The sequence below is a fragment of the Sporosarcina sp. FSL K6-5500 genome, assembly GCF_038005665.1.
Lineage (GTDB): Bacteria > Bacillota > Bacilli > Bacillales_A > Planococcaceae > Sporosarcina > Sporosarcina psychrophila.
On the sequence record NZ_JBBOTP010000001.1, the window covers coordinates 4,477,712 to 4,502,718 of the forward strand.

Consider the following 25,007-nt stretch of genomic DNA (forward strand, 5'->3'; position numbering starts at 1 on the left):
TCGCTAATATCATGCACTTTTAGCTAAAAAAACGGAAAAAGATCCGCTTTTGACGGATCTTTTTCCTTTAGACGATAAATGTAATCATGCCTTTATTTCCATCATTCACCATCTGTTCAATCGTCTCCCGCAGACGTTTTCTTGCCTTCATCGGAACAGAAGCTGTTTTGAAACGAATGCTTTCTTTCATGACTTCATGGAGCGGTGTTCCGAATAGCTGTGTTTCCCATAATGCCTCTCTATCATGCAAATAAGCATTCTTTAATTCTTTTAATAAATGATGGCTATGAAATTCGGAACCGATTAATGGAGAAAATTCGGCTTCCATATCAACCCGAATAATGTGAAGCGACGGTGCCGTTGCTTTCATGCGAACGCCGAAAAAGTTGTTCTGTTTGATAAGTTCCGGTGCAGAAGGATTGAAATCCTCAATTGTCGGAAGAGCAACACCGTAGCCTTGCTTTCTAGCTGTATCGATTGCTTCCGAGTACATGTCATACGACTTTTTCGCTTTGGCCGCTTCCTGAACAAACAACAACCAGTCTTTTTTCGAGCCGATTTCCTGTCCCATAATTCCTTCACAAATTTCACGGAAAGCCTGTTCATCCATAGTAATTTTCACGATTGCTTTCCCTTTACCAGCATCTACTTCAATGACTTCTGCATGCCTAACATATTTTTCATCTTTTAAACTTTCTGCCAACTCCTGTATTTTACGGATTTTTGATACACCCAAAAATCCCTCATTAATCACTCTGTCGATGTTGGCATTCAGTTCATGTTCACTTCCGAGCACTTCCATCCAATCTGGTTTTTGGACTTCAATATCAGAAATCGGGAATTCGTACAATGCTTCTTTTAAAATAAGTTGAATTTCCTGTGCGTTTAACTGATCAGCACTTATCGCAATGACAGGAACCCCATATTTTTCATGTAGTTCCTGTTTTAATGCGATCGTTCTGTCATTGGCCGGCATTTTAGAATTCAGAACAATAACAAAAGGCTTACCAATATCTTTCAACTTATTAACGATTTCCTCTTCAGCAACTTGTGCTGCTGCCCGCGGAATATTGTTTACTGTTCCATCCGTTGTAACAAGAATACCAATCGTAGAATGATCACGAATCACCTTATCCGTACCAATACGCGCCGCTTCTTCAAACGGTATTGGTTCGTTGTGCCATGGCGTGTGAACCAATTTCGGGCCATTCTCATCTTCATAGCCTTTTACGCCGTCTATCACATAGCCAACGCAATCTGCAAGCCTGATTTGAAACTTCAGCTCACCATCCCCTACAGATACCGAAGTCCCTTGGGCGGGCACAAATTTCGGTTCTGATGTCATAATAACTGAGCCTGGTGAACTCTGAGGAAGCTCATCCTGCGCACGAATTCGATCCGATGCTTCCGTCATATTTGGAATAACGACTTCTTCCATAACTCTTTTCACGAACGTAGATTTTCCTACACGAACAGGTCCGACGACACCGATATAAATATCACCGTCTGTGCGTCTAGCCAGATTTTCATATAATTCCTCTTTCATTCTATCGTCCTCCTTTAGATGCGCATATTAGTTTATGTAAAAAAAAAACGTTTCATGCACGTGGCATGAAACGTTTTTCATTTTGATTTGTTCATGAATATTGGTTCGTTGTCTGCATTCACTGTATAAGGTAATGAATAAGCCGGTAAAACAGGATAGTTATCCGTTAAAAGGTGACGAATATCCTCCCCTGGTTTAACAGTTTGGGTCTTTTCTTGCAACACTCGGTTTAAGTCAATCGAATAATCGATGTAAAAAACACCATCCCCACCGATAACAATCGGCAAGATTGCATCTGAATAGGGGCTAGGAACCGTCAGCGGCTCTTTAAAGCCCATTGCTTCGAAATCGACTGTATAGACATGGTCACCCACGGACTCCTTGAATGGAGCTCGACCATTGACGTTTTTCCTTAGGTTTAAATCGCGAATATGTTCCGCTGAGCGCAAATCAACAAGCTTTACCGTTGGAGTCGTTTCAACGTCTATCAACACATATTGATAGATCCCACCAGTTTCATACGCATTTGAAGGCATTTTCTCCGTGTAAGCTGGTACAACTTTGGAGAACTCAATGGGATATTTGATGTAAATATCTGTTTCAAGATCACGTGTTTTGATAGGCAATAATCCTCCCGAATTTTGCTGATAAGCATCAACCGCTTTTTGCATTGATTCCAGCTGATCAGCATACGGGATTTCCTGTCCAGTTGTTTTTTCGGACGGGTACATACATCCAGATAGAACAAAAACCAAGGAAGATATGAAGAGTAGCCCGATTTTTTTTACTGACATAGTCATCATGCCCCTCCTGTCGGCCCATTAAATACGAGATAAATCATCGCAAAAAATGAGAAGATTAGTAAAGAATAGGCTATTATAGCAAATAGTAATTTCAAACCTTTATTTTGAAGCTTATGCCGACTCACATAAATAAGACCCATGGAAATAACCATGAATCCCATCGCATAGAACGACAGCCACATTTTATCCATCGAGGACAAAGGAAGTCCTCCTTTCGTATAATCAGTATTTAAAAGGCAGAAGAAAAGGACCAGTGAGCATAGCCCCAAGTCCCTCGCTTGCACGTAATGTGCTGGCTTTTATACGTGTGGAGCGGAGGGGGAGGCTAGCAACGTAATCTGACGTTTTTCACAAGTCTTTTTGAATTACAGAGTCAACGGTTGCCGAAGAGATCTTCAACTTCCTGCTTCTTCATACGGTTCATAAGTTGGTCCACAGCTTGTTTCGGCGGTATTCCTTCAAATAGTATGGAGTACAGTGCCTCTGTGAGCGGCATAGAGACTCCGTGCTGGGCTGCAAGCTGATGTGCCGCTTTAGCCGTCCGTACACCTTCGATGACCATACCCATGCCTGATACGACCTCGTCTAGACTATTCCCTTTTCCGAGCATATTGCCCGCTTTCCAATTGCGTGAATGAACACTCGTACATGTAACAATCAAATCGCCTAGACCTGTCAGACCTGAAAATGTAAGTGGATTCGCACCCATTTTCACGCCAAGTCTTGAAATCTCCGCTAATCCGCGCGTAATAAGCGCAGCTTTGGCATTATCACCATAACCTAGTCCATCAGAAATACCGGCTGCCAATGCAATTACATTTTTAAGCGCAGCTCCGATTTCCACACCAACTATATCCGGATTTGTATAGACACGGAAATAATGGTTCATAAATAGGTCCTGAATCTTTTCTGCCGCTTCCAAATCGAATGATGCAGCCGTTACTGTCGTCGGATGACGCAGAACAACTTCTTCAGCATGACTTGGACCCGAGAGAACAACAATAGCCTTTGTTTTCGAGGAATCTAGCTCTTCCGAAATCATTTCTGAGATTCGTTTTAACGAATCTGGTTCAATACCTTTTGAAACATGGACAATTAATTTAGGGCTAATCGCCATTGCATTCAGTTCAGAACAGACATCACGAATCGCCTTGGTCGGAACAGCGATGATGACAGTATCACTATGCATCGCCGCCGCTTCCAAATCTGATGTTGCTTTCAAATTAGTAGGTAAAGAAATACTTGGTAAATATGACTTATTTGTATGATTTTCGTTAATTTCAGCGGACTGGTCAGAACGCCTCGCCCAAAGTAAGCAATCATGACCATTTTCAGCAAGAACAAAAGCAATCGCAGTTCCCCAGCTTCCGGCTCCGATAACAGTTACTTTTTCCATTTCATACAGACATCCTTTCTCCCGTAACGTCGATCAGCTTCTTGCTCGAGTAATAATCCTGATCGGAGTTCCTTCGAAGCCAAATGACTCCCGAAGACGGTTTTGTAAAAAGCGTTCATAAGAGAAGTGCATGATTTCTACATCGTTCACAAAGACGACGAAAGTTGGCGGTTTAACAGCTACTTGCGTAGCATAATAAATACGCAATCTGCGTCCTTTATTATTAGGTGCAGGGTTTCTTGCAACAGCGTCTTCAATCACTTCGTTCAAGACACTTGACTGAATACGTAGTGCATGGTTCTCATTAATTAATTTAACTTTTTCAAACAACGTATTAACACGCTGTTTTGTTTTTGCTGAAACAAAAGCAATCGGTGCATAATCGAGGAATAGGAAATTATCACGGATATCCGCAATAAACTTGTTCATCGTCTTATCATCTTTTTCGACAGCATCCCACTTATTAACAACAAACATGACGCCTTTTCCAGCATCTTCTGCGTAGCCGGCGATGCGCTTGTCCATCTCACGTATGCCTTCTTCACCATTGATAACGATAAGAACGACATCAGAGCGATCAATCGCTTTTAGTGCACGAAGAACAGCATATTTCTCTACATTTTCATACACTTTCCCTTTTTTACGCATACCAGCAGTATCAATAATTTTATACTTCTGTCCATCATATTCATAAGCCGTATCGATAGCATCTATTGTTGTTCCAGGTATGTCACTAACTATGACCCGTTCCTCACCTAAAAATGCATTGACAAGTGATGATTTACCAACGTTAGGTCTCCCAATTAACGAAAACCGGATGACATCATCTTCAATTTCTTCAGCACCTGGTTCTGGGAAATCATTCGCTACTGCATCAAGCAAATCCCCTAAACCTAGTCCATGCGCACCAGAAATCGGATACGGTTCTCCGAATCCAAGGGAATAGAAATCATAAATCATGTCCCGCATGTCTGGATTATCAACTTTGTTTACAGCAAGTACAATAGGTTTTTTCGTTTTGTACAAGATCTTGGCAACTTGCTCATCAGCATCTGTTACCCCTTCACGACCATTCACAAGGAAAATGATAACGTCCGCTTCGTCTATTGCAATTTCCGCTTGTAATCGGATTTGCTCAAGAAAAGGCTCATCTCCAATATCGATTCCTCCTGTGTCAATAAGGTTGAACTCATGTGCGAGCCAATCTGCGGAGCTGTAAATACGGTCACGTGTAACACCCGCAACGTCTTCTACGATTGAAATTCGTTCACCAACGATTCGGTTAAATATTGTCGATTTCCCGACGTTCGGCCTACCGACGATCGCTACTGTTGGTTTATTCATAATCTAACATCCTTCCAGCTTATCTTCTGCATATTATACACAATAATCATTAACACGTCTAAACAGGCACATTTATAACTGTAAACACTGTCTTTGTCACACTACGACAGTATATCATTTTTACGTGAATTTAACTTACGCAAGGCTAAACTATTTGTATGTGGGGCTTTTTGAGAACTTTGAAAATGAAGTAAGTCCTACAATTCGTATTGATAATCGTAAGAGCGACTATCCCATTTCTGAGAAGTCGCTCTTTCTTATTATTACCAATTAACTTTCCGCATATCCACTATCACTGCTACTGATTCTCGCACAGCGTAAATGAAACCTGCCGCGCTATACTTTGCGAATTTTAAATTTATTTCTTCTATTAATAGCGCAACACTTCATACTACAATCTGTAAACGTCTAACTGTTAGATCACGGATCTTTCTTTTATAATGATGGGAACAAGCGCCAACACGTTGTCGTTTGTAAACGTACGATTCGACTTACGCAGAAAACAGTATGCTCTGAAAGATACCTCACCGACATCCAGCACCCTTATTCGCCTCTTACTAATTTGACCGTCATTCGCCAGGTACATCATATCTAATGACTCATTATACTTCATCGACTTGACCAATTGATTACGCACACTCATTCCCTCCCTTTCCACCAACATATGGAGCGAACGTTCTTATTATGACAAATAAGAAAAGCACAAGCGCTTGGTAGACCGGAAAAGCACTAGAGAGCCTTAAGATAAAGGAAGGCTAGGTGCTGGAATCTAGACACCGCTCCGCTGAAATCTTATACGTTCTTTTCTTTTGAAAATGACGACTGTCCTTGATGGATTTACCGCCTTTTGATCTTCCCTACCTTAATTACCTCATCTGCGCTGGTCAATAAAGACTTTTAGTGCGAGTGCATCATCTAGTGACAACTTACCTGCCCTAAAGTCCGTTAACCATTTGTCGGAAATTAAACCTTCTTTTACGGCATCCGACAAGTATTGTTCATAAGCAACTTTTAACGTTGCTGAGCTTGGATTAAACATGCGTGCATCCTCCTTTGGTAGCGTTGGGATATTCAATTCTGCCAGACGTTTAACTATGGCATTGCGAACGGTCGTCATACGCCCCTCATCTATGATACGGTGCGGACATTCTTTACCACTCCAATCCCGATGCCATTTAACACGATCTATACCCCAGCTGTATTGCTTAAGTATGCGTGCTATATAGTCGACGGCATTCGCTTCCGCATTAACATACTTTGGACCGCCTGATTGTGAGTAACAGATTTCAATCCCTATGGATTTCCGATTACCTGCCCCTTGACCATCCCCAGCGTGCCAACCGTTGCGTGTAAACGGGATAGCTTGCACTGCATGTTTATCATCGATTGCCACATGATACGACGTCGCAGTTGTGTTCCGCGTCATGAAAGCAATCTCGTTGATTGCCGTCGCATCATTGGCTGTATTGTGGATGGTGATGTATTCCGGCGTCATCGGATACGTTGCTTTCAGTGGATAAAGAGACGTCGGAATGTAGTTGTTGATTATTGTATATGGCATATTATTCACCTTCTTTTTTTACTAAAGCCCTGTCGGCGGAATAAAGGCCTCTTACTAATCCCTCACTTATCACGCCGACAAGAAAATACCTTGCTTACTATTATATGCAACTATTTAGACAACCCCTATGACAATTCCTACGTTATTAATTATCCCGGGATCGGGAATAGTATCATTTCCTATGCAAATCGAGTAGGAGGGAGTGATTAACTCCCGACCTCTCACACCACCGTACGTACCGTTCGGTATACGGCGGTTCAATTAAGATTGATAACGCAAAGTTTCGTAACGTGACAGTAGACTTTTGAGCCCTTGGGAACTCCAGTAGGAGTTTCCGAGGGTTCTATGTAATACGGGACTTTTAGAAATTCTCCAGTAACTTTTACGTGAGTTACCCCATTCGTATGCCTTATCTTTCGGCGCACCTAATCCAATGAGTTTCCTCACCTTCGTACTTGGCTTTTTCCAGTTCTTCCACATACACATCCGGAGTCTTCTTTTAATCCAAGAATCGAATTTAATGAACACGCTTGGCGTATCTGCCAATGCGAAATAGCCACACCAACCCATCAGATATTGATTGAGTTTCTTTATCCGATATTCCATGGGATAAGGTTTCTTCCTTGAAGTGATTTCGCGAATTTTATTCTTCATCCGTTTCACACTTTCTTTGGCGATGCGAACCTTCGGTTCTTTACCATTGGTGAAACTGAATCCGAGAAATTTCCTCTTCCATGGACGGTCAACTGCAGATTTACCCAGATTCACTTTCAACTTAAGTTTCCCTTCAATAAATGAAGTGACAGAACTCATGACCCTATTACCTGCTCTCTGTGTTTTCACATAGATGTTACAGTCATCAGCGTATCGGACAAATTTATGTCCTCTTTCCTCCAATTCTTGGTCTAGTTCATCAAGGACAATATTGGAAAGTAATGGACTGAGTGGGCCACCTTGCGGCGTACCTTCCTCACTGGTTGTCACGATACCATTTATCATGATTCCTGATTTCAAATAGTCACGGATTAGCTTAAGCAGACGTTTGTCTTCGATTCGTTTCGAAAGTGTTCCCATTAACCTATCATGGTTCACTTTGTCGAAGAACTTCTCCAAGTCTATATCGATTACCCACCGATTACCTTCCTGTATATATCCTTTCGCTTTCCTTATTGCGCCGTAGGCGCTTCGCTTTGGTCGAAAACCATAGCTATGGTCGGAAAACGTTGGATCATACAAAGTAGATAATACTTGGGCAACGGCTTGCTGAATGAGACGATCCGTCACGGTAGGGATACCTAATAACCGCACGCCACCGTCAGGTTTCGGGATTTCGACCCTGCGGACAGGTTGCGGCTTATAAGTACCCTCAAGAAGTTCCATTTTCATGGATTCCCAGTGTTCCAAGATGTGCTTTCGTAGGTTTTGTACGGGCATTTCATCTACACCATGGCTCCCTTTATTGCGTTCCACCCGTTTCAGGGCAGAAAGCAGATTTTCACGCGACAGTATTCGTTCCATCAACATTGGTTACGCCTCTTTCCGTGAACAACGCTTCTTCTTATACCAGCTCTGCTCCACCATCTCGAAGTCCCCCGTGGGATTCACCACTTCCTCCTTCAAGCATGCCTTATCGGTTATCTGTGTTCTTCGCAGGTTACTGAATGCCAAGATGTTGTTCTCTCTTAATTGTTCAGCCCTTCCCATTCTTCTCGAGTTCGAATGGTACTATGGCTTCTGCTGACTTCTGATTGTTCAGCTACCCATCACTGAGTAGGTTACCAAGTGTACTTGGCGTATCAATCAGACCTCCCCAGGTAAGAACGTAGTCTTTCCCTCCACCTATCTGCTTCATTTACTACATACGACCTTCGGCAGAAAGGGCTTTGTTTTGTTTGGCAAACTCACCCAATCGTACATAGCCTTATATGAAGTTCGTGTTCCTCAGACCGGAGGTTTGCTGCTCGCTTCCTTCAGATTCCACGTCACCATGGACACCCTTGCGTTAAGCTAACTGTTACTTCTGCCTTCACAGTTCGGGACTTGCACCCTATAGACTACACCCATGCTGGGCGCACCAAAAAAGATGATGATGCCCATAAGGGGCATCATCATCTTTTCAAATTCTCGTTCATTAAGTTCACAAATTAGTCACATCAAGTAAATTAAACAACATTTCTTAGTCAATCTTTAGTTGAAAAGTTCTTCAGCTGATCTCCGATGACATCGCTCAGTGAAAAACCTGATGCTTCTTCTGGCATCTCATAATTTCCATAAGAGTTATTGTCTTCTTTTTCAATAAGATCCTTAATGCTTAAAGATAGACGTTTATCATCCGTATTGACTTCTAGTACTTTGACATCGATTTTTTGACCTTCTTTCAACACTTCATGCGGAGTACCGATGTGTTGGTGGGATATACGCGAAATATGGACAAGCCCCTCGACGCCAGGGAACACTTCTACAAATGCACCATATGAGACGAGACGTTTCACAGTCCCCTCAAACTTAGATCCTTTAGGAGCCTTCTCTTCAATTCCTTCCCACGGACCAGCCAATGTATCCTTGATGGATAGTGAAATTCGTTCTGAATCACGGTCGATTGAAAGGATCTTCACATTCACTTTGTCGCCCTCTTTTAGAACGTCTGAAACTTTCTCGATATGATCATGAGAAAGTTGAGATATATGAACAAGTCCATCAATGCCACCGATATCAATAAAAGCACCGAATGTTGCAAGACGTTGAACAGTCCCCTCCAGTACTTCACCTTCTTTGAGATTATCCAAAACTTCACCTTTTTGTGATGCTTTTTCTTCTTGGATAACTGCACGATGAGAAAGAATTAAACGATTTTTTTCCTTATCCATTTCAACAATTTTAAATGTCATCATACGACCTTTATACTCTTCAAAAGTCTCGACGAAATAATCTTCAACAAGTGATGCCGGAATGAAACCACGTACACCAAGGTCAACAACTAGTCCGCCTTTAACAACGTCTTTTACTTCTGTTTCGATTGTTTCTTTATTATTGAATTTCTCTTCAAGAGAACCCCATGCATCTTCTGCATCGACTTTACGTTTTGAAAGGACATAATTATCTTCTTCCACTTTCGTGATAATCAGTTCAATTTCATCGCCTTCTGCAACTGCATCCTCAGCTTTTTCAATGTGAAGGCTCGATAGTTCGCTGATTGGAATAACACCATCAAAAGGTGCTCCCGCAATTTCAACTGTCACAGACTTTTCTTCGATTTTAGTCACTTTCCCAGTAACACGGTCACCTTCATTGTAGATGTTCGCTGCTTCTAAGTTCATGTCTTCAGTCATTATGTAGTCCTCCTTCATAAAGAATCCTACTTCTATATTATTCGAATCTATTCAAAATAACAAAAAATTACCCTTATCTTATTTATTTTGTTCGATAAGTTTTTGAATTTCACTCATGATGATCTCTGTCATGTCTTCAGCTGAAGTCCGACTTTCACGATAAGTTGTCAGATCTAGCGGTTTACCATAGACAACTTTCAATCTTCTAAACACTTTGTAAGGCCCTATAATTGCACAAGGCATAACGACCGCATCGCCACCCTTCAGCGCGAAGAATCCTGCGCCTGCAAGCCCTTTACCAAGTTCCCCTGTCTTACTTCTCGTTCCTTCTGGAAACATCCCGACAACTTTTCCCGATTTAAGGATTTTCAATGTATTCCGGAATGCTTCCCTGTCACTCATACCCCGTTTCACAGGATATGCATTCACTTGCGGAAGAATACTTTTTAGCAATGGCATTTTGAATAACTCTTCTTTTGCCATGAAGTGAACAGGCCTAGGACAAGTACTACCGACAACCGGAGGATCGACATTATCGATGTGATTCGTGCAAAGCAGAACACCCCCTTCTTTCGGGAAGTTCTCCGCACCAATTACTTTAATGCGATATAACGGATAAAATATTGCACTGCAGAGCATTTTACCAAGTGGATATAAGTTCATAAGTTCATCCTCTTTTCTGCAAGTTCACTGATTTTTTCCGCCACATCTGTAATTGACATCGAAGTCGTATCGATAAGAACAGCATCTTCCGCTTGTCTGAGTGGAGACACTTCTCTTTCACTATCCGCGCGATCACGTTCAGCAATTTCAGCTTTCAATTGTTCAAGAGACGTTGTGAAGCCACGTTTTTCGTTTTCAATATGACGTCTCATCGCTCTCTCCTCAACAGAGGCTGTCATGAAAATCTTTAGTTCCGCATCCGGCAGGACAGCCGTCCCGATATCGCGCCCGTCCATTACAACACCCGCACCTATAGCTAGAATCCGCTGTTTATCAACCATCAGCTGACGGACACCCATATGAGTAGCGACAGAGGATACAGAAGCCGTCACTAATTGTGAACGGATGTCTTCTGTTACGTCTTTACCATCTACAATGACCGCTTGGCCGTTTATTGATGGCCTAAGAACTATCTCCGTCTCTTCCAATAACTTTTCAAGTTCTTGTCCATCCCTAGTATTTATGTTGTGAACTAACGCTTTATGCGTTAGTGCGCGGTACATAGCACCTGTGTCGATATACGTATAGCCCAATTTTTCAGCTGTGATTTTAGCAATTGTACTTTTTCCAGCCGCAGCCGGACCATCAATCGCGATTTTTATCTCTAATGCCATTTCATCTACCCCCGTAGTCAATTAGACAATATTGTATCACAAGAAAAGCGTAAGCGCCTGGGTAGACCCGAAAAGCGCTGGAGGGCCTTAAGATAAAGGCGCTTTTTGCCTTTAACTTAAGGACTGAAGCGACTCGAGGGTCTAGGCGCCTAGAGTCTAGACACCAAGAAGAGCGTAAGAGCCTTGGTTAACTGGCTGGAGTTTGGACAATTAAAAAGGGAAAAGTCTCATTCACACAGACTTCCCCCCAACTAAATTCTATTTTTCATTTCTCATTTGCAACTGCCGTTCAAAACAGAATCGGATAACGTATTGACGCTCAACTTGATTGATTGTCTCAAATTGTAATGAGGCAATTAGTCTGCCATCTTTCTCAAAAACCCTTATAACCCGTGCATCAGCTTTGACATATTTAATTTCACGGTTCATGAAAGGTAGCACGATGGTCAGCGATAACAGCTCGTCTTCTTTGAAAGTGTCGGGGTTAAGGAGAGTTAGCGCGACTCCGCCTGCGCTAAGGTCTGCCGCCACAAACTGGCTGAAGCGTCCATCTTTCTCAACAGCAATATCAATTGCTGATTCTACCCGTACAAATTCACGTCGTTGAATCTTGATAAGCTGTTCATCACCAGGATAGGATAATTTAATCATTGGAATTCCCTTATTAAGGCGGCCGCTCACTTCAGTCCGGAAAGCATAAGACATTTTCATACTATCTATGAATGTAACGTGCAACTGCGTGCCATCCATAAAAAATGCTGTCCGTCCCGTCTCAATATGGCTTGGGTAGTCAATCATTACGAAACCGTCTCCTATATCAACCACTTTACTTTTGAACTTTTCGCTATCTTTTGTAAAGTCTTTATCGATAACAATAATCGTCCCAATCGAAAGTAGCATATTAAAGCACCCGCCATCCCTATGTCATATGGTCTAGCTTCAGGCGCTATCGGCGCGTGTCGCTATTCATAGATACTATTATGTCATGACGGGATGGAAATTCCAATGACTATTTACACTTCATTTTACTGTAATTTCTCGGTTTTGATCACTTCAGAGGTCTCCGTATCGACGATTACTGCATATGTGCCTATTTGCCCATTCTCATTTATCGTAACTGTCAAATAGTGCGTTAGCCTTTGTTCTAACCGATCATTTTCAACATATGCATATTCTTCTTTGACAATTTCGACGCACGAATGGAAAAATGTCTTCCAATTCTTCTTCGTGATCGGCTGTCGTTCAGTCTTCTCTTTCCGAATATACTCGGAAGCATCCAGACCAACGATGCCCGCATTATCTTTTGCAATCTTTAAATGGATTACATCTGAAAATACTTTCGCTCCATATTCCGGTTCTACTCTGACAAATACCATATGCCAAGCCGTATTATTTTCCCTTGCTTCCTCGTAAACAAGGTCCTTATAACCTGCATCTTTTAAAAACGTCTCTGCTTTCTTTTTAAGTTCGTCAAACGGCTGAATCTCCTTGCCAAATGGCCTTTCTGTAAGGAATGAAAGGACATGCCCCCCTTTTTCCGTGATATCAATATAACCGACTGACTCAGCTTCGGCAAAACGAATGTGATAAAACGGATAAGGTGAGCCTGGTTGACTCATTTCTACACCGATAGTCTCATTAGATAGGTGTGGAAAAAGTTTTTTGAACTCAGCTATGGCCTCTTCACGAGTCACTTCAGGATCCGCAATATTTTTCAAATCTTTTTTCTTCATAGAATCCGACTCACTTGCTGTCAGTGGGAAATCACTCTCCGTATACTGTTTAACACTAGTACCCATAGCGGTCCAATCATGGCCTGAATCAGCAACGTCCAATCTCTTTTTCCAACCGTCTATCGATAAATTCCCACTTACCATGCCCGCAGTTGCCACTTGCCACTCATCCGCCATTGAGCGAAGGTTCTTAGAAGCCAGCTCCATAACCCGGTGATATTCGACGTTATCGGCTACACGAGTTGCTTCCTTGGCATAATTACCAAGACGTCCAAGATAATTCAACCACGATGTTGAAAAGCTTGGATCCATCGGTAATGAAGAAACAGAGTTTTTAATATCGGATGACAGACGCCAAATGTCATCTCGCGCTTTTGAGGATCCATCCGCCTCATTAAATAATAAAGTCTTTTTCACCGCATTATCCAATTCTTCCAGTTTCTCCGATGCATCTGTCATTTTACTGGCGTATTGTCCACTTAGTGCGATAGATAATTGTTCATTTTCAGCTGCTTTACCGTAAGAAAAGATTGAAAGTGCTGCTATTGAGTACACTAATACAAAAATCATTTTTTTCATATTTCGGCAAAATATCGCCGGAAACTTTCGTTGTTTCCGGAAAATTCCGCCTCCCCTCCTTTATCACTAGTTTTCAATACTTTTCCGTATTGATTAATTGGCAAATATATGCAAACCAATTTTTTTAATTTGAGGTCGTGACCAAATCCACTTGCTCGTCGCTGTAATTGGATTGAAGTAGTAAATTGCATTTTCGGAAGGATCCCATCCATTAATAGCATCGAGAACGGCTTCTTTTGCCCGTTCGTTCGGTGTTAGCCAAATTTGCCCGTCAGCGACCGCTGTGAAAGCAAGCGGTTGAAAGATGACACCGCCAACTGTATCTGGAAAATCTGGATGTTCAACCCGGTTCAATATGACTGCAGCTACTGCAACTTGCCCTTCGTACGGTTCTCCTCTTGCCTCACCATAGACAGCATTCGCCATCAGCTTAAGATCCTGATCCGAATATTTTGCTGGCAATTGGATATTTTCCGTTTTACCCGCTCCTTGACCTACCTGAGATGCAAGCGGTTTACTTCCGTAATACGTGAACTTATTCCCTTTATTCAAATTATCTTTTACGAACTTCTCATCATACTGTGATGCATCCACCAATTTTTTCCGAGTCTTCAATCCTGCAATTCCGTCTACCGGAAGTCCATACTTCTCTTGGAAATTGCGCAATGCCCAATAGGTTCCATAGCCAAATGTTCCATCAATCGTCCCAGTGTAATAACCAATATACTGAAGTCTCGACTGCAGCTCGATTACATCATCTCCAAATGCGCCGCGTGCGACATTTTGGGAACTGAATGCTTTTATTTGGACAGGTGAGGTTGCATAAGCACATCCAAGGAGCAAGATGATTGTTATCATACGGATGACCAGTTTTTTCACTTTCATTCCTCCTTTTTCTATAGTTTGTCCAAGATCAGCAATATTATTAACAAATAAAAAATGATCCAGCAAAAGCTGAATCATTTTGTGTTTGTTCGTGCTTTGCGTCTGAATTGCTGCATTGCGAACGTATGTGCATATTTAACTCTAGTTAAGCCAAACCACCAAAGAAACAGCATGAAAGGTATAATCAGATAGAGCCAGAGATTATCTACAGCGAGGATGCCATTATAGATGAAGTGAAGACTATATGGGGCAAGGAATGCTAGAAACAAATACATATTGATGTTTGATTCTACTGCAAATTTTGCTCGGCCAAAATAATAGCCCATTACTACACCGAATAGTGCATGACTGGAAACCGGCAATAAAGCCCGAAGAAATGCGGTGTCCGCTCCAAATGTAAGTAGATAAATAATATTTTCAACCGTCGCAAAACCTAATGACACGCTGGCACCATATAAGATCCCATCGTATGCATCTTCAAATTCAACATGCCTATAAATGGCAAGCAACAGGATGAGCCATTTAAAGAACTCCTCAAGTCCACTTGTAAAAATAACATTCCGAATGAAAAAGTGGGAGAAGATGTTTTCCTCTTCAAATACGTGTTGGATAAACATTATCGGAAAAGTCATGATAGCGCCGTATATGAATGTATGAAATAATGTAAGTGATGGTTCTTTCGCAATCTGTTTTCTCAAATAAAAATAGCTAAAGAGCGCCAATCCCGGCGCAATCGCTACAGTGAACAATATGAACATCGGCCGGCCCCCATTTTGCTTTATTATACCATGATTTCCCTTAAACAGGAGGAACTACTATGAAGAAAAACATTCTGCTTGTTCATACAGGCGGTACGATCTCAATGGAACTGGATACCAAAACCGGCGGAGTAATGTTAAGTGCTGCAAATCCTCTCGCATTAGAAATAGACAACATCCAGCAATTCGCCAACATAACAGAAGTGGAAGCTTTTAATTTACCTTCTCCACATATTACACCAGCACGAATGCTTGAACTCGAAGAGCTGATCTCCCGTCTGACGGAGAATAATTCCTTTGATGGTATTGTCATTACACATGGCACAGACACGCTTGAAGAGACAGCGTATTTCCTTGAACTCTCAACAAATTTCAATATCCCAATTGTATTGACGGGTGCAATGCGTTCTTCCAATGAAATTGGATCGGACGGCGTCTATAACCTGATGTCAGCTGTCAGAGTTGCCGCAGCAGACGACGCAAACGATAAAGGGGTACTCGTCGTACTTAATGATGAAATCCACACAGCGACGAATGTGACGAAAACACATAGCAGTAGTGTCTCTACTTTTCAAAGTCCGCAATATGGACCCATCGGCATTGTAACGAAGTCAGCCATTCATTTCCACCATGCACCATTATCAAGAACCTATCTCCCTGTCGTGTCCATCAACAAAAAAGTAGCCATGTTTAAAATCTATGCCGGAATGGAATCCGACTTGCTTGTTTCGATATCTTCTCTTGGCTATGACGGTGTCGTACTTGAAGGACTAGGACAAGGGAACGTCCCACCTGATGTGGTCGGCGGAATCAGACGTCTACTTTCTGAAGGTCTTCCAGTCATCCTAGTTTCCCGATGCTTCAATGGGATTGCACAGGATATTTATGCGTATGAAGGCGGAGGTAAGATGCTGAAAGATATGGGTGTACGCTTCGAACACGGGCTAAGTGGCCAAAAAGCACGCTTAAAACTATTACTCGAACTTTGTACGAAGTAAAATTGTTGTAGATGTAAATGTCAAAAAGCTGCCCTTCAACCTGTTTTCCTAGATTGAAGGGTAGCTTTTATTTTACACTATTTTGTTTTGCATCAATCGTACGCGCAATTATTTCACCATGAAACTTACCATTTTCGATGAAAATCTCATTGGCATTGTTCCCCGCAGCAATAACACCTGCAATAAAGAGCCCTTCGACATTCGTTTCCATTGTTTCTTCGTCAAAAGAAGGGCGACCGCTTTCTTCTTCAATCGAAATACCAACCTTTTTTAGGAAAGTGTGATCGGGATGATAGCCAATCATTGCGAAGACATAATCATTTTCAATGTCAAACAATTCCCCTTCGATATCAATCGTGACGGAAGCATCCGTGATTTTGACAACATCCGCATTAAAATGCATGGCAATTTCACCACTACGAACAAGGCTATCGAAACCAGGTAAAATCCAGGGCTTAACACTTGGTGAATAATCGGAACCGCGGTAAACAACTGAAACCAGTGCCCCAGCACGTTCCAATTCGAGAGCAGCATCGATGGAAGAGTTCTTTCCTCCAATTACAACCACTTTTTTTCTGAAGTAAGGATGTGCCTCTTCAAAATAGTGGAAGACATTCGGGAGGTCCTCCCCTTCAATACCGAGTTGATTTGGATTGTCGTAGTAGCCAGTCGCGATTACCACATTAGTTGCTAAATACTCGTCTTTATCCGTCAAAATATGGAATCCCGTACTTATTTTCGCAACATCCTCTACCTTTTCAAAACTATTGATAGGAATTTCTTTCAGTTCCGCAACTTTCCTGTAATAAACAAGTGCGTCATTCCGCTTCGGTCTATCTATAGCCGTGATAAATGGAATATCCCCTATAGACAACTTCATACTTGAACTGAAAAACGTCTGATGCGTCGGATAATGATAAATCGAATTGACTATATTGCCCTTTTCGATAACAAGAACATCCAGTCCCTGTTTTTGCAGTTCTATTGCTGCTGACAGGCCACATGGACCTCCCCCTACCACTATTACATCTTTTTGTATCATTTTATTTAATACACTCCTTTAGTACACTTCTCCATAATTTATGACGATGACGTGACATTCAGGCGCCGCACCAAGCCTCAGTGGCAACGTAGACGTGCCGTATCCATTACTGATTAGCTTCGCTCTACCCTTCTTCAATCGGAACGATCCTTTTTCCTGTAGACCGTATTTCCCGATTCGAATTTGTCCGCCATGTGTGTGCCCCGCAAGCATCAATCGAGGCTCATATAACTGCTCCACTTTCCTAAAAAGCGAAGGCGTATGCGTGACCAAAATAACATTGTCATACTGACTGACAACACGGAGGGTCGAGTCAATATCGACATTTCGACTTGACGGATCGTCCGTTCCAGCTATACCCCAACGCGGATGTCCAGGAATAACACTACTTTCGTTGTCAAGGATTTTCCCGCCATAACGAGTAATAATCTCTCGCATTTCTTCTTCTCCAACTTCACGGTCATTATTACCCCAAACATAAAATAACGGTCCCAATTGCGCTAACTTACGGATATTTTCAGCTATCCGTACTAGTGGTACTCCTCTTTCAGCTAGATCACCGCCAATGATAACAATATCGATATCATGGGCAGATTGAACTTTCGCTAGCAATTTATCATCGATTTTACGCCGATGGATATCTGAAATGAAAAATACCGACATTTTTTTGTCAGCCTGACTATCAGACGCAACATTCATATTATGGTAAATAACATTCCTTCTTCTAGCACTCATAAACATATATATTAAAAATCCAATCATCAGCGAAACAGATGACCATATCATTTTATTAACCGTAATCATGCCCACCCTTCATAAGATAAGCGCAAAGTGCCATGTAGATGCGACAGGCTTAGGGCGGACCGGCGAAGCGGCATTCTTTTGCCGATTAGCCGGGCTCACTTATGACCCGAACGTCTGGCGCTTGGAGCTTGACACAGTTCCGTGTCAAAAAACCCAGATTTCCCTATTATCATAAGAAAAAGGCAAAGAATCTATACTTCGCCTTTTTCATACTGCTATTCCTCAAGGAATGACAAGTCTCTGTCCAACCCCAATTTCATTCGATGTTAAGCCGTTTGCGCTTTTGATTTTTTCGACGCCTCCACCGTTACCATAATATTTCAAAGAAATACGATAAAGGTTTTCATTACTACCAACCGTATGCGTTTTTGCTACTGGTTTAGACTCCGGTTTTACTTCCGGTTTCTTCTCCGGCTTCGTTTCTACTTTTACTTCTGGTTTCTTTTCTGGTGTTGGATTGACATTCACTACTGGTTTAGATACTGGCTTCTCCTCAACTTTTGCTTCAGCTTCAGTTTTCACAGCACTCTTTTCGTCCTCATTACTAGTTGCTTTTTTTTCATCGTCTTTATCAGCATCAGCAGTTTTTTCAACTGGCTTTTCACTGTTCATTTCAAAGAGCGTGCCGGTTTCCCCACCTTTTGCTGACGTACGATCACCCGGAGTATAAAAATCGGAAATAATATACACTAAAATGAGTACCGGAATAAGTGTGAATAACCCAAGAATAACATTAATCATCGTATGGCTGGATTTCTTTTTAGGTTTACGACCTTTCCTATGCAATTCGCTACGCGATGGAAGCTTGCTAACCTCATGACCATCGTCTAGACCGATTTCCTTCCTGTGCTCTTCAAAGTCAGTCTTATAATCATCATTTTTCATCGCTACATTCTCCTATCACATCGTGCTATTCTTTCATTATGACGAATTTTGTCGTAAAAATCAAATACACCTTGCTGTATTTGCACCAACAGGATATTGGTTACTCAGAGGGGCGATTGAACTGCAACTTTCCTTGTTCCACGAGTCATCAGGCATAGTTCTTCAGAATGAAGTTAAATGGACAACAGGTTTCTTATCCAAGAAGCCCCGTCAACCTTTCCTCCCAATCCACCATTCGTTTATCCAACACGATTGTTTTTTGTACATCAAGCTTTAGACCATCCGCTGTTCCACAAACCGAACAGCAAAACTTCGGTTTCATTCCACATGCCTCGCCGAAAAAACCTAAAATCTCTTCCCGAATACATCTTTCAGAATGAACTAATCGAAGCATCGTCTGTAGTTGCGCTTCTTTTTCACGTATCAATTCAGACATACGAATAATGACATCTTCAATCGGCATCCGTTCGATGTAGTAGTCTATGACACGTTTTCCTGTTTCGCTAATCCGTGCCAGTTCAGCTGCTTCAGCAGGCGGATAGTTCTCTACGAGAAGACTTTTATAGTGCTTGATTTCCCATTCTTGAGGGAGATCGTCTTGGATAATGAAACGCGTTCTTCCTTCGTCATCGGACGAAAAAAGTAACGTCGCTGCCGCTAAATCACCATCACGTCCCGCACGCCCCACTTCCTGAATGTAACTTGCGATAGCTTGAGGTACATGTTCATGGATCACTTGACGGATATCGTCTTTATGTATACCCATTCCAAACGCATTTGTAGCACATATCCAGCTAATTTCACCAGTGATAAATTGTTCCTGAATGAACGCTCGATCTTCTTGCTCTTTGCCGGCGTGATAAGATGCCACAGAAACACCCTCCAGCTGAAGAAGCTGAGATAGTTCATCAGCCCGCTTTCGCGATGCCACATAAATGATTCCAGGACCCGCCGTCGTTACTATACGATTCTTAATCCACTCCGTTTTCATCATCCCATTATCAACTTTGACAATTGAATAAGAAATATTAGGGCGGTCCAACGAATGTTGATGAATTGCAGGCATTTGAAGTTGCAGATACCTGCAAATATCAGCCTTTACTTTATCATCGGCCGTTGCGGTAAGAGCCAAAATACCTGGTCGGTTTAATCCTTCAAAAAATTCTCCTAGCCGCAAATATTCTGGTCTAAAATCAAATCCCCATTGAGAAATACAATGAGCCTCATCAACAACAATTAACGACAAATGAATGTTACGAAAATGAGCAGTCACATTTTTTTGCAACAACATTTCAGGTGATATGAAAATGAACTTATAGCGGCCTAATTCCCCCATTATCCTGGTTTTCTCCGAATAAGAAAGAAATGAGTTTAACGCAACAACCCTTTTTTCACCGTTCCTTTTCATGATTGCTACCTGGTCTTCCATCAACGCAACGAGTGGTGAAACGATTAAGACAGTACCTTCAAGTACATAGGCAGGTAATTGGTAGCAAAGTGACTTCCCTATACCTGTAGGTAAAATTGCAATCGTGTCCTTGCCCGCAATCACATCTCGAATGACATCTTCTTGTCCTGCCCTGAATTGATCAAAACCGAATCTCTCTTTTAATAATTTGTGAATAGCCATTAGTTGCCCCCTCCCGTCCGCGCACCTAAGATGAGACGAAGTTGAAAATAGGAAAGCGTTTCGAATTCAGATTTCAGCAAGCGAAGTCTACGGGTTCCAATTTCCTTCACTTTTCCAGCTACTGCTTCTGCATCTTCCTCAGAAACAAACTGTGTTAGCGGAAATTCTGTATCATTAATAGACATTTCTACAAAATGATCTTCAATTGTACTCTGTTTCAAGTTGCGCGCCATCGCAATTTCTTCAAGAGAAAAGCCACGATCAAAAAGTTGCTTCGTTTTTACAGAGGAATCCGTCAAATATGTCGAAACCTTGACGCTTTCAGCTATTTTTCGCAAAAAAGGCAAATCAGGAGACAGAATAATGACAGCAAGCATCATATGTAGACCTTCTATAAATAGTAGACGGATATCGAATGGATTTAGTTTCAAATTATCTGCTAACTGATCCCATGTCCAGCCTGTCAGTCCGAAACCACTTAAGCGATGAGTGATAATTGTTTTTTGTCTTTCATCCATTTCACTTCGAGTAATACATAGCCGAATTTCTTCGCTGACGCCTTTAGCAAATACTGGATCACTGATTCGCTGATTATGTAGTAGCATTTTAACAAAAGTTTGAATATCACGGTCTTTTTGAGCGGGCATAAACGATTTTTCCTTTGCTTTGAAATTCGAAACCGTCTGCACAACAAGCGATAACCTTCCGAAAAAAATCATTTCCCTTCCTCTATAATCCCAGCCGTTAAATCGGTAGGACGGTAATTTGCCAACTTCCACGCGACCTTGCTCCGTCAGTTTGACGAAAGAATCATCCATTGTTGAGATGAAACCCCTATCACTTAACTGTTTAGCCGCCTCATCGAATCGTTCAGCTGTCAGTTTTGGTACAATACCAAAGAATTCCTTCAAACCATAATATTCAACATCTTGCAGTGTTTGTCCCGATCTTTTGCCGCGTAATAGGTGAAGTCCCGCATAGATTGTTCGTTCACCGTCTATTCTGCCTATGATGGTTAATAGTATTGAAGATAGTTTCATTTTGAATTCCTCCGATTAACAAATGTTTTTTGTTGAAAACTCTTGTCAACATCATTAGAATGAAAGGTGAAGTAAATTGTTTGTACGGAGAAAAGAGGAGAGAAAGACTATGCCTAAATATACAATCGTTGATCAGGATACATGTATAGCGTGTGGTGCGTGTGGAGCTGCTGCCCCGGATATATACGATTATGATGATGAAGGAATTGCTTATGTTATCCTCGATGATAACATGGGAACAGCTGAAGTTCCAGAAGAACTGATGGAAGACCTAGAAGACGCTTTCGATGGCTGCCCAACCGATTCTATCAAAACCGCCGACGCACCATTTGATGGCGATGCACTTAAATACGAAGATTAACTAGGCAAGCGCTGTCGATAACAGAAGTCGCTTTAAAACTACGACAACTTGTCGTGCTGGCTTCCAGACAGACGTTACTCTACAATAGTGTTAAAGACTCGTGAGTGGCTCTACCAATTGGCTGAGAGACCACTGTCACGAAGCTAGATAAATCGAACGTGGAAAGGTCGTCCTGGAAAATCCCGGGACGACCTTTTTTTATATTATGAAGTTAATTGGGTACGCTGTTTTGCAATCCATTTTTTCATACTCTTGAAAAGCAGCATGGAAATAATCATTAGCATAATTCCCTTGATCAAGTTAAATGGTAGAACTCCTAAAACAATAAAAGTAGCTAACTCATTCCCTGCCATGGCTGGGAAATTCATGAAATACGTATACATTGGTAAAAACAGTAGGTAATTCAAGACACTCATGCCAATAGCCATCGAGACAGTTCCAGCAATGAGGCCTCCAGCTAGACCAATAGATGTTTTAAATTTATTAAAGATAAAATAAATCGGCATTATGAAAAGCACGCCTGTTGCAAAGTTTGCAATTTCACCAACAGGAACACCTGTCGGGCTACCTGACATGAACCAGTGCATTATATTTTTAAGCAGTTCGACCGCAATACCTGCTACAGGTCCCATCGTCATTATTGCCAAAACCGCTGGAATCTCACTGAAATCAATTTTCAGGAATCCAGGTAGTGCAGGTAATGGGAAGTTAAACTGCATCAAAACAGTTGCAATACTCCCTAACATCGCGATGAGAATCATCTTTCGCAACTTTTTGTTATTCATTTGTTCCTCTCTCCTTTTGCGATTCACTTCAAAAGAGGAAAGGCCGTTCCACCTTGTTTATGTCGACAAAAAATCCCAAAAGCAAATAAGCTCGAGGGATTTGAAAGGTATACTCAAATAGAGAGTAGAAAAGAGACTGTTTCTTTCTCTTTTAACCCACATTTAAATAAGCACCTCTTTTTGTAGACAACACAAAAAGATGGCCGCACCTTCACCTTCTCCCATCCAGACTATACTGTCGGCTCCGGAATTACACCGGTATCAGCTGTTAAGCTCGCGGGCTTGGAAAGTGACTTTCCTTTACCGCCGGTCGGGAATTACACCCTGCCCCGAAGATGAATCAATATTTTGTTACAACCTTATTGTATACAAAAAAAAGACCTTTGTAAACAAGGCTGTTTACAAAGGTCTTTCTATTTACTTCAATATAAGTGGAAGTGGATTAGATCCAACCGGTACCGGTAAAGGCTGGCTGAAGTTAAAACCGTTCCATTCTTCTTGAACGACATTTTCGAATTGAAGCTGTTCACCAAAATCAGCTGCTGTCAGGAGCATGCCCTCAACCATTTGCATCGCTTTTTCCGGCTCCATCGCGTCCAAATCCAGTGGTTGTGTGAATTTGATGGTCGTCAATTTGTCATCTGCCTTTACTTCAAAATTTAAAGTACTTGGAATGACTGGCTTGAAAACATCATTCGGCTTCACTTTCATTTGCTGTAATGCCTCGTTCAACGATGGCTGCGGTTGGGAAAAGTTCGATGTAAGAAACTGCTGTCCATCTTGTTGTTCAAACATATAGTAATTCAAATGATTACGACCACTTTTCAAAATCAACGGTGTGCTCGGTTGACCTACTTCAGAGAACATGGTCGCAGTTCCATCCTCGTTCTCAAATCGGACCTCCTGATAACCGTAAAACGTATCTTGTAAAGAGTCGAGATAGACTTCCATCGATCCCGAACCTATGTCATAACCATGACCTTGCGGTAGCTGGTGGATAATTACATGATCCTCTGCGGCGATGTTGCCTTTATAAGGATGATACTCTTGAAAACCTAGTGCACTTTCATCGAGACGATCCGCATACTTTTTGTACAAATCATAACTCGATGGCTCCAAGAAACCAATATCCTCATTGATTTGACTGTTCGGAATGATAAATGTAACGGCAATGCTTAAAGCTTGATCACCTGCAAGACCTAAATGGAATAGTGTACTATCGGTAACGTCTTCGGAGTAGACAGCAAAATGGTGTGTCCTCCCTGTTTCAGATGCCATCTTAGTAGAAAATCCATCCATTGTGCCCATTTCCGCTTCTTCATCCGTAATCGATTCATTTTCCAAACTCGCACCTCTTGCAGAAGGTTCGGCGTCCTCACTCTGCATCATTTTATTGTCGGTACTTTGGTCCTTCATTGATAATTCATTTTCACCAAACATAGAAGGAACCAACAGGCCGATAACAAGCAAAGCAGCAACAGCGACAAGTGCTGGCATCCATTTCTTTGATTTTTTACGGTGAGGCGTGTTCAGCCGTTCATCTTGCTTCAGCCGTGCCAGTATTTCCGACATTTGACGATTATCTGATATGTCAGGCACATCACCGAGGAGTTTTTCAATCTTGTTGTCGTTCCAATCTTTGTGGGTCATCTAGTTTCCCCCCTTCTGTCGGAAGAGCATTCAATTTCTTTTGTAATGCTTTGATCGCCCTATGTTGTGTTGTCTTCACTTTGCCTTCTGTCCAGCTAAGAATTTCGGCTGTTTCAGCTATGGAAAGATCTTGGAAATAGCGCATGATGATAACCATTTTCTGATCACCAGTACATGTATTAAGTGCTTGCAGCAGCTCTTGCATCTCTTCACTGAGTGCTACGATTTCTTCCGGCAGGATACCTGTCGATACGAGTTCGCTCTTTTCCCAGTCGAATTTATCGAACAGATGCTTTTTACGAACTGTATTTTTCCTGAAATGGTCGATTGCTACATTTTTAGCAATTGAAAAGAGCCATGTCTTCTCGGAACTTTTCCCCTCAAAACCGGCGTAAGCACGCAGTACCCTCACATAGACTTCATGCATGAGGTCCTCAGCATGGTCACGGTCTCTCGTCAAATAGATAAGAAACTTGAACACATCCTGATGGTACTGTTCGTAAAGCCGATGGAAAACGGAGTCGTCCATGAAATTCCCCCG

Annotated in this window: 24 protein-coding genes and 1 riboswitch; of the genes, 2 read left to right on the forward strand and 22 right to left on the reverse strand. The window is 41.8% G+C overall.

The genetic code is table 11. The features are described from left to right. Window positions 1–67: 67 nt before the first annotated feature. From spoIVA to prsW, 14 genes are all read right to left on the reverse strand, one after another. Window positions 68–1,546, reverse strand: a complete 1,479-nt coding sequence (gene spoIVA / locus MKX62_RS21655) for a stage IV sporulation protein A (RefSeq protein ID WP_067210387.1) — start codon at window positions 1,544–1,546, stop codon at window positions 68–70. Window positions 1,547–1,623: 77 nt separating this feature from the next. Then, the gene (locus MKX62_RS21660; protein ID WP_340742319.1) at window positions 1,624–2,346 is read right to left on the reverse strand and encodes a hypothetical protein; all 723 of its coding nucleotides are present in this window, start codon (window positions 2,344–2,346) and stop codon (window positions 1,624–1,626) included. Then, window positions 2,346–2,540, reverse strand: coding sequence for a DUF2768 domain-containing protein (locus tag MKX62_RS21665; protein ID WP_445683559.1), 195 nt, complete (start codon window positions 2,538–2,540; stop codon window positions 2,346–2,348). The genes MKX62_RS21660 and MKX62_RS21665 overlap by 1 nt, the downstream gene beginning before the upstream one ends. A gap of 182 nt (window positions 2,541–2,722) precedes the next feature. Then, window positions 2,723–3,745 carry an NAD(P)H-dependent glycerol-3-phosphate dehydrogenase gene (locus tag MKX62_RS21670; RefSeq protein WP_067210392.1) on the reverse strand — a complete coding sequence of 341 codons (1,023 nt, stop codon included), beginning with the start codon at window positions 3,743–3,745 and terminating at the stop codon, window positions 2,723–2,725. 33 nt (window positions 3,746–3,778) lie between these two features. After that, window positions 3,779–5,089, reverse strand: a complete 1,311-nt coding sequence (gene der / locus MKX62_RS21675) for a ribosome biogenesis GTPase Der (RefSeq protein ID WP_067210395.1) — start codon at window positions 5,087–5,089, stop codon at window positions 3,779–3,781. Between the two features lie 871 nt (window positions 5,090–5,960). Next, complete coding sequence (locus MKX62_RS21680; protein ID WP_187045136.1) at window positions 5,961–6,650, reverse strand: peptidoglycan recognition protein family protein; 690 nt, start codon at window positions 6,648–6,650, stop codon at window positions 5,961–5,963. A gap of 261 nt (window positions 6,651–6,911) precedes the next feature. Then, window positions 6,912–8,174 (reverse strand): group II intron reverse transcriptase/maturase, encoded by a 1,263-nt coding sequence (ltrA, locus tag MKX62_RS21685; RefSeq protein WP_340741359.1) that lies wholly within the window; start codon window positions 8,172–8,174, stop codon window positions 6,912–6,914. A 656-nt stretch (window positions 8,175–8,830) separates the two neighbouring features. Next, entirely contained in the window at window positions 8,831–9,979 is a 1,149-nt protein-coding gene (rpsA, locus tag MKX62_RS21690; RefSeq protein WP_067210400.1) for a 30S ribosomal protein S1, read from the reverse strand. 78 nt (window positions 9,980–10,057) lie between these two features. Next, window positions 10,058–10,642, reverse strand: a complete 585-nt coding sequence (locus MKX62_RS21695) for a lysophospholipid acyltransferase family protein (RefSeq protein ID WP_067210403.1) — start codon at window positions 10,640–10,642, stop codon at window positions 10,058–10,060. Then, window positions 10,639–11,316: a (d)CMP kinase gene (gene cmk, locus MKX62_RS21700; RefSeq protein WP_338656346.1), complete on the reverse strand. Its 678-nt coding sequence runs from the start codon at window positions 11,314–11,316 to the stop codon at window positions 10,639–10,641. Before cmk ends, MKX62_RS21695 begins: the two co-directional genes overlap by 4 nt. A gap of 258 nt (window positions 11,317–11,574) precedes the next feature. Then, complete coding sequence (locus tag MKX62_RS21705) at window positions 11,575–12,216, reverse strand: flagellar brake protein (RefSeq protein ID WP_340742321.1); 642 nt, start codon at window positions 12,214–12,216, stop codon at window positions 11,575–11,577. A 125-nt stretch (window positions 12,217–12,341) separates the two neighbouring features. Further along, complete coding sequence (locus MKX62_RS21710; protein ID WP_340742322.1) at window positions 12,342–13,628, reverse strand: PepSY1/2 domain-containing protein; 1,287 nt, start codon at window positions 13,626–13,628, stop codon at window positions 12,342–12,344. 93 nt (window positions 13,629–13,721) lie between these two features. Next, window positions 13,722–14,486 carry a spore cortex-lytic enzyme gene (sleB, locus tag MKX62_RS21715; RefSeq protein ID WP_370570005.1) on the reverse strand — a complete coding sequence of 255 codons (765 nt, stop codon included), beginning with the start codon at window positions 14,484–14,486 and terminating at the stop codon, window positions 13,722–13,724. Window positions 14,487–14,587: 101 nt separating this feature from the next. After that, the gene (prsW, locus tag MKX62_RS21720) at window positions 14,588–15,271 is read right to left on the reverse strand and encodes a glutamic-type intramembrane protease PrsW (RefSeq protein WP_067210413.1); all 684 of its coding nucleotides are present in this window, start codon (window positions 15,269–15,271) and stop codon (window positions 14,588–14,590) included. A gap of 59 nt (window positions 15,272–15,330) precedes the next feature. Between prsW and MKX62_RS21725 the strand changes: the two genes are divergently transcribed. Further along, entirely contained in the window at window positions 15,331–16,269 is a 939-nt protein-coding gene (locus MKX62_RS21725) for an asparaginase (protein WP_340742323.1), read from the forward strand. A gap of 67 nt (window positions 16,270–16,336) precedes the next feature. Here the strand turns inward: MKX62_RS21725 and MKX62_RS21730 are convergent, their stop codons facing one another. From MKX62_RS21730 to MKX62_RS21750, 5 genes are all read right to left on the reverse strand, one after another. Next, entirely contained in the window at window positions 16,337–17,311 is a 975-nt protein-coding gene (locus MKX62_RS21730; RefSeq protein WP_340742324.1) for a YpdA family putative bacillithiol disulfide reductase, read from the reverse strand. Between the two features lie 18 nt (window positions 17,312–17,329). Then, window positions 17,330–18,115: a metallophosphoesterase gene (locus MKX62_RS21735; protein WP_067210420.1), complete on the reverse strand. Its 786-nt coding sequence runs from the start codon at window positions 18,113–18,115 to the stop codon at window positions 17,330–17,332. 222 nt (window positions 18,116–18,337) lie between these two features. Further along, window positions 18,338–19,000, reverse strand: coding sequence for a LysM peptidoglycan-binding domain-containing protein (locus tag MKX62_RS21740; RefSeq protein ID WP_067210423.1), 663 nt, complete (start codon window positions 18,998–19,000; stop codon window positions 18,338–18,340). Window positions 19,001–19,193: 193 nt separating this feature from the next. Further along, the gene (locus MKX62_RS21745) at window positions 19,194–20,630 is read right to left on the reverse strand and encodes a RecQ family ATP-dependent DNA helicase (protein WP_340742325.1); all 1,437 of its coding nucleotides are present in this window, start codon (window positions 20,628–20,630) and stop codon (window positions 19,194–19,196) included. Next, window positions 20,630–21,670, reverse strand: coding sequence for a helix-turn-helix domain-containing protein (locus MKX62_RS21750; RefSeq protein ID WP_067210428.1), 1,041 nt, complete (start codon window positions 21,668–21,670; stop codon window positions 20,630–20,632). The genes MKX62_RS21745 and MKX62_RS21750 overlap by 1 nt, the downstream gene beginning before the upstream one ends. A gap of 109 nt (window positions 21,671–21,779) precedes the next feature. Between MKX62_RS21750 and MKX62_RS21755 the strand changes: the two genes are divergently transcribed. Beyond that, window positions 21,780–22,031, forward strand: a complete 252-nt coding sequence (locus tag MKX62_RS21755) for a ferredoxin (RefSeq protein WP_067210431.1) — start codon at window positions 21,780–21,782, stop codon at window positions 22,029–22,031. Window positions 22,032–22,234: 203 nt separating this feature from the next. Here the strand turns inward: MKX62_RS21755 and MKX62_RS21760 are convergent, their stop codons facing one another. The 3 genes from MKX62_RS21760 to sigX all read right to left on the reverse strand — a co-directional run bounded on the left by MKX62_RS21760 (window position 22,235) and on the right by sigX (window position 24,995). Next, window positions 22,235–22,816, reverse strand: coding sequence for an ECF transporter S component (locus MKX62_RS21760; protein ID WP_340742326.1), 582 nt, complete (start codon window positions 22,814–22,816; stop codon window positions 22,235–22,237). Between the two features lie 209 nt (window positions 22,817–23,025). Further along, window positions 23,026–23,157, reverse strand: a riboswitch (FMN riboswitch). Window positions 23,158–23,233: 76 nt separating this feature from the next. After that, the gene (locus MKX62_RS21765; RefSeq protein ID WP_340742327.1) at window positions 23,234–24,466 is read right to left on the reverse strand and encodes a hypothetical protein; all 1,233 of its coding nucleotides are present in this window, start codon (window positions 24,464–24,466) and stop codon (window positions 23,234–23,236) included. Beyond that, window positions 24,432–24,995, reverse strand: a complete 564-nt coding sequence (gene sigX / locus MKX62_RS21770; RefSeq protein ID WP_067210443.1) for an RNA polymerase sigma factor SigX — start codon at window positions 24,993–24,995, stop codon at window positions 24,432–24,434. Before sigX ends, MKX62_RS21765 begins: the two co-directional genes overlap by 35 nt. Window positions 24,996–25,007 lie beyond the last annotated feature (12 nt).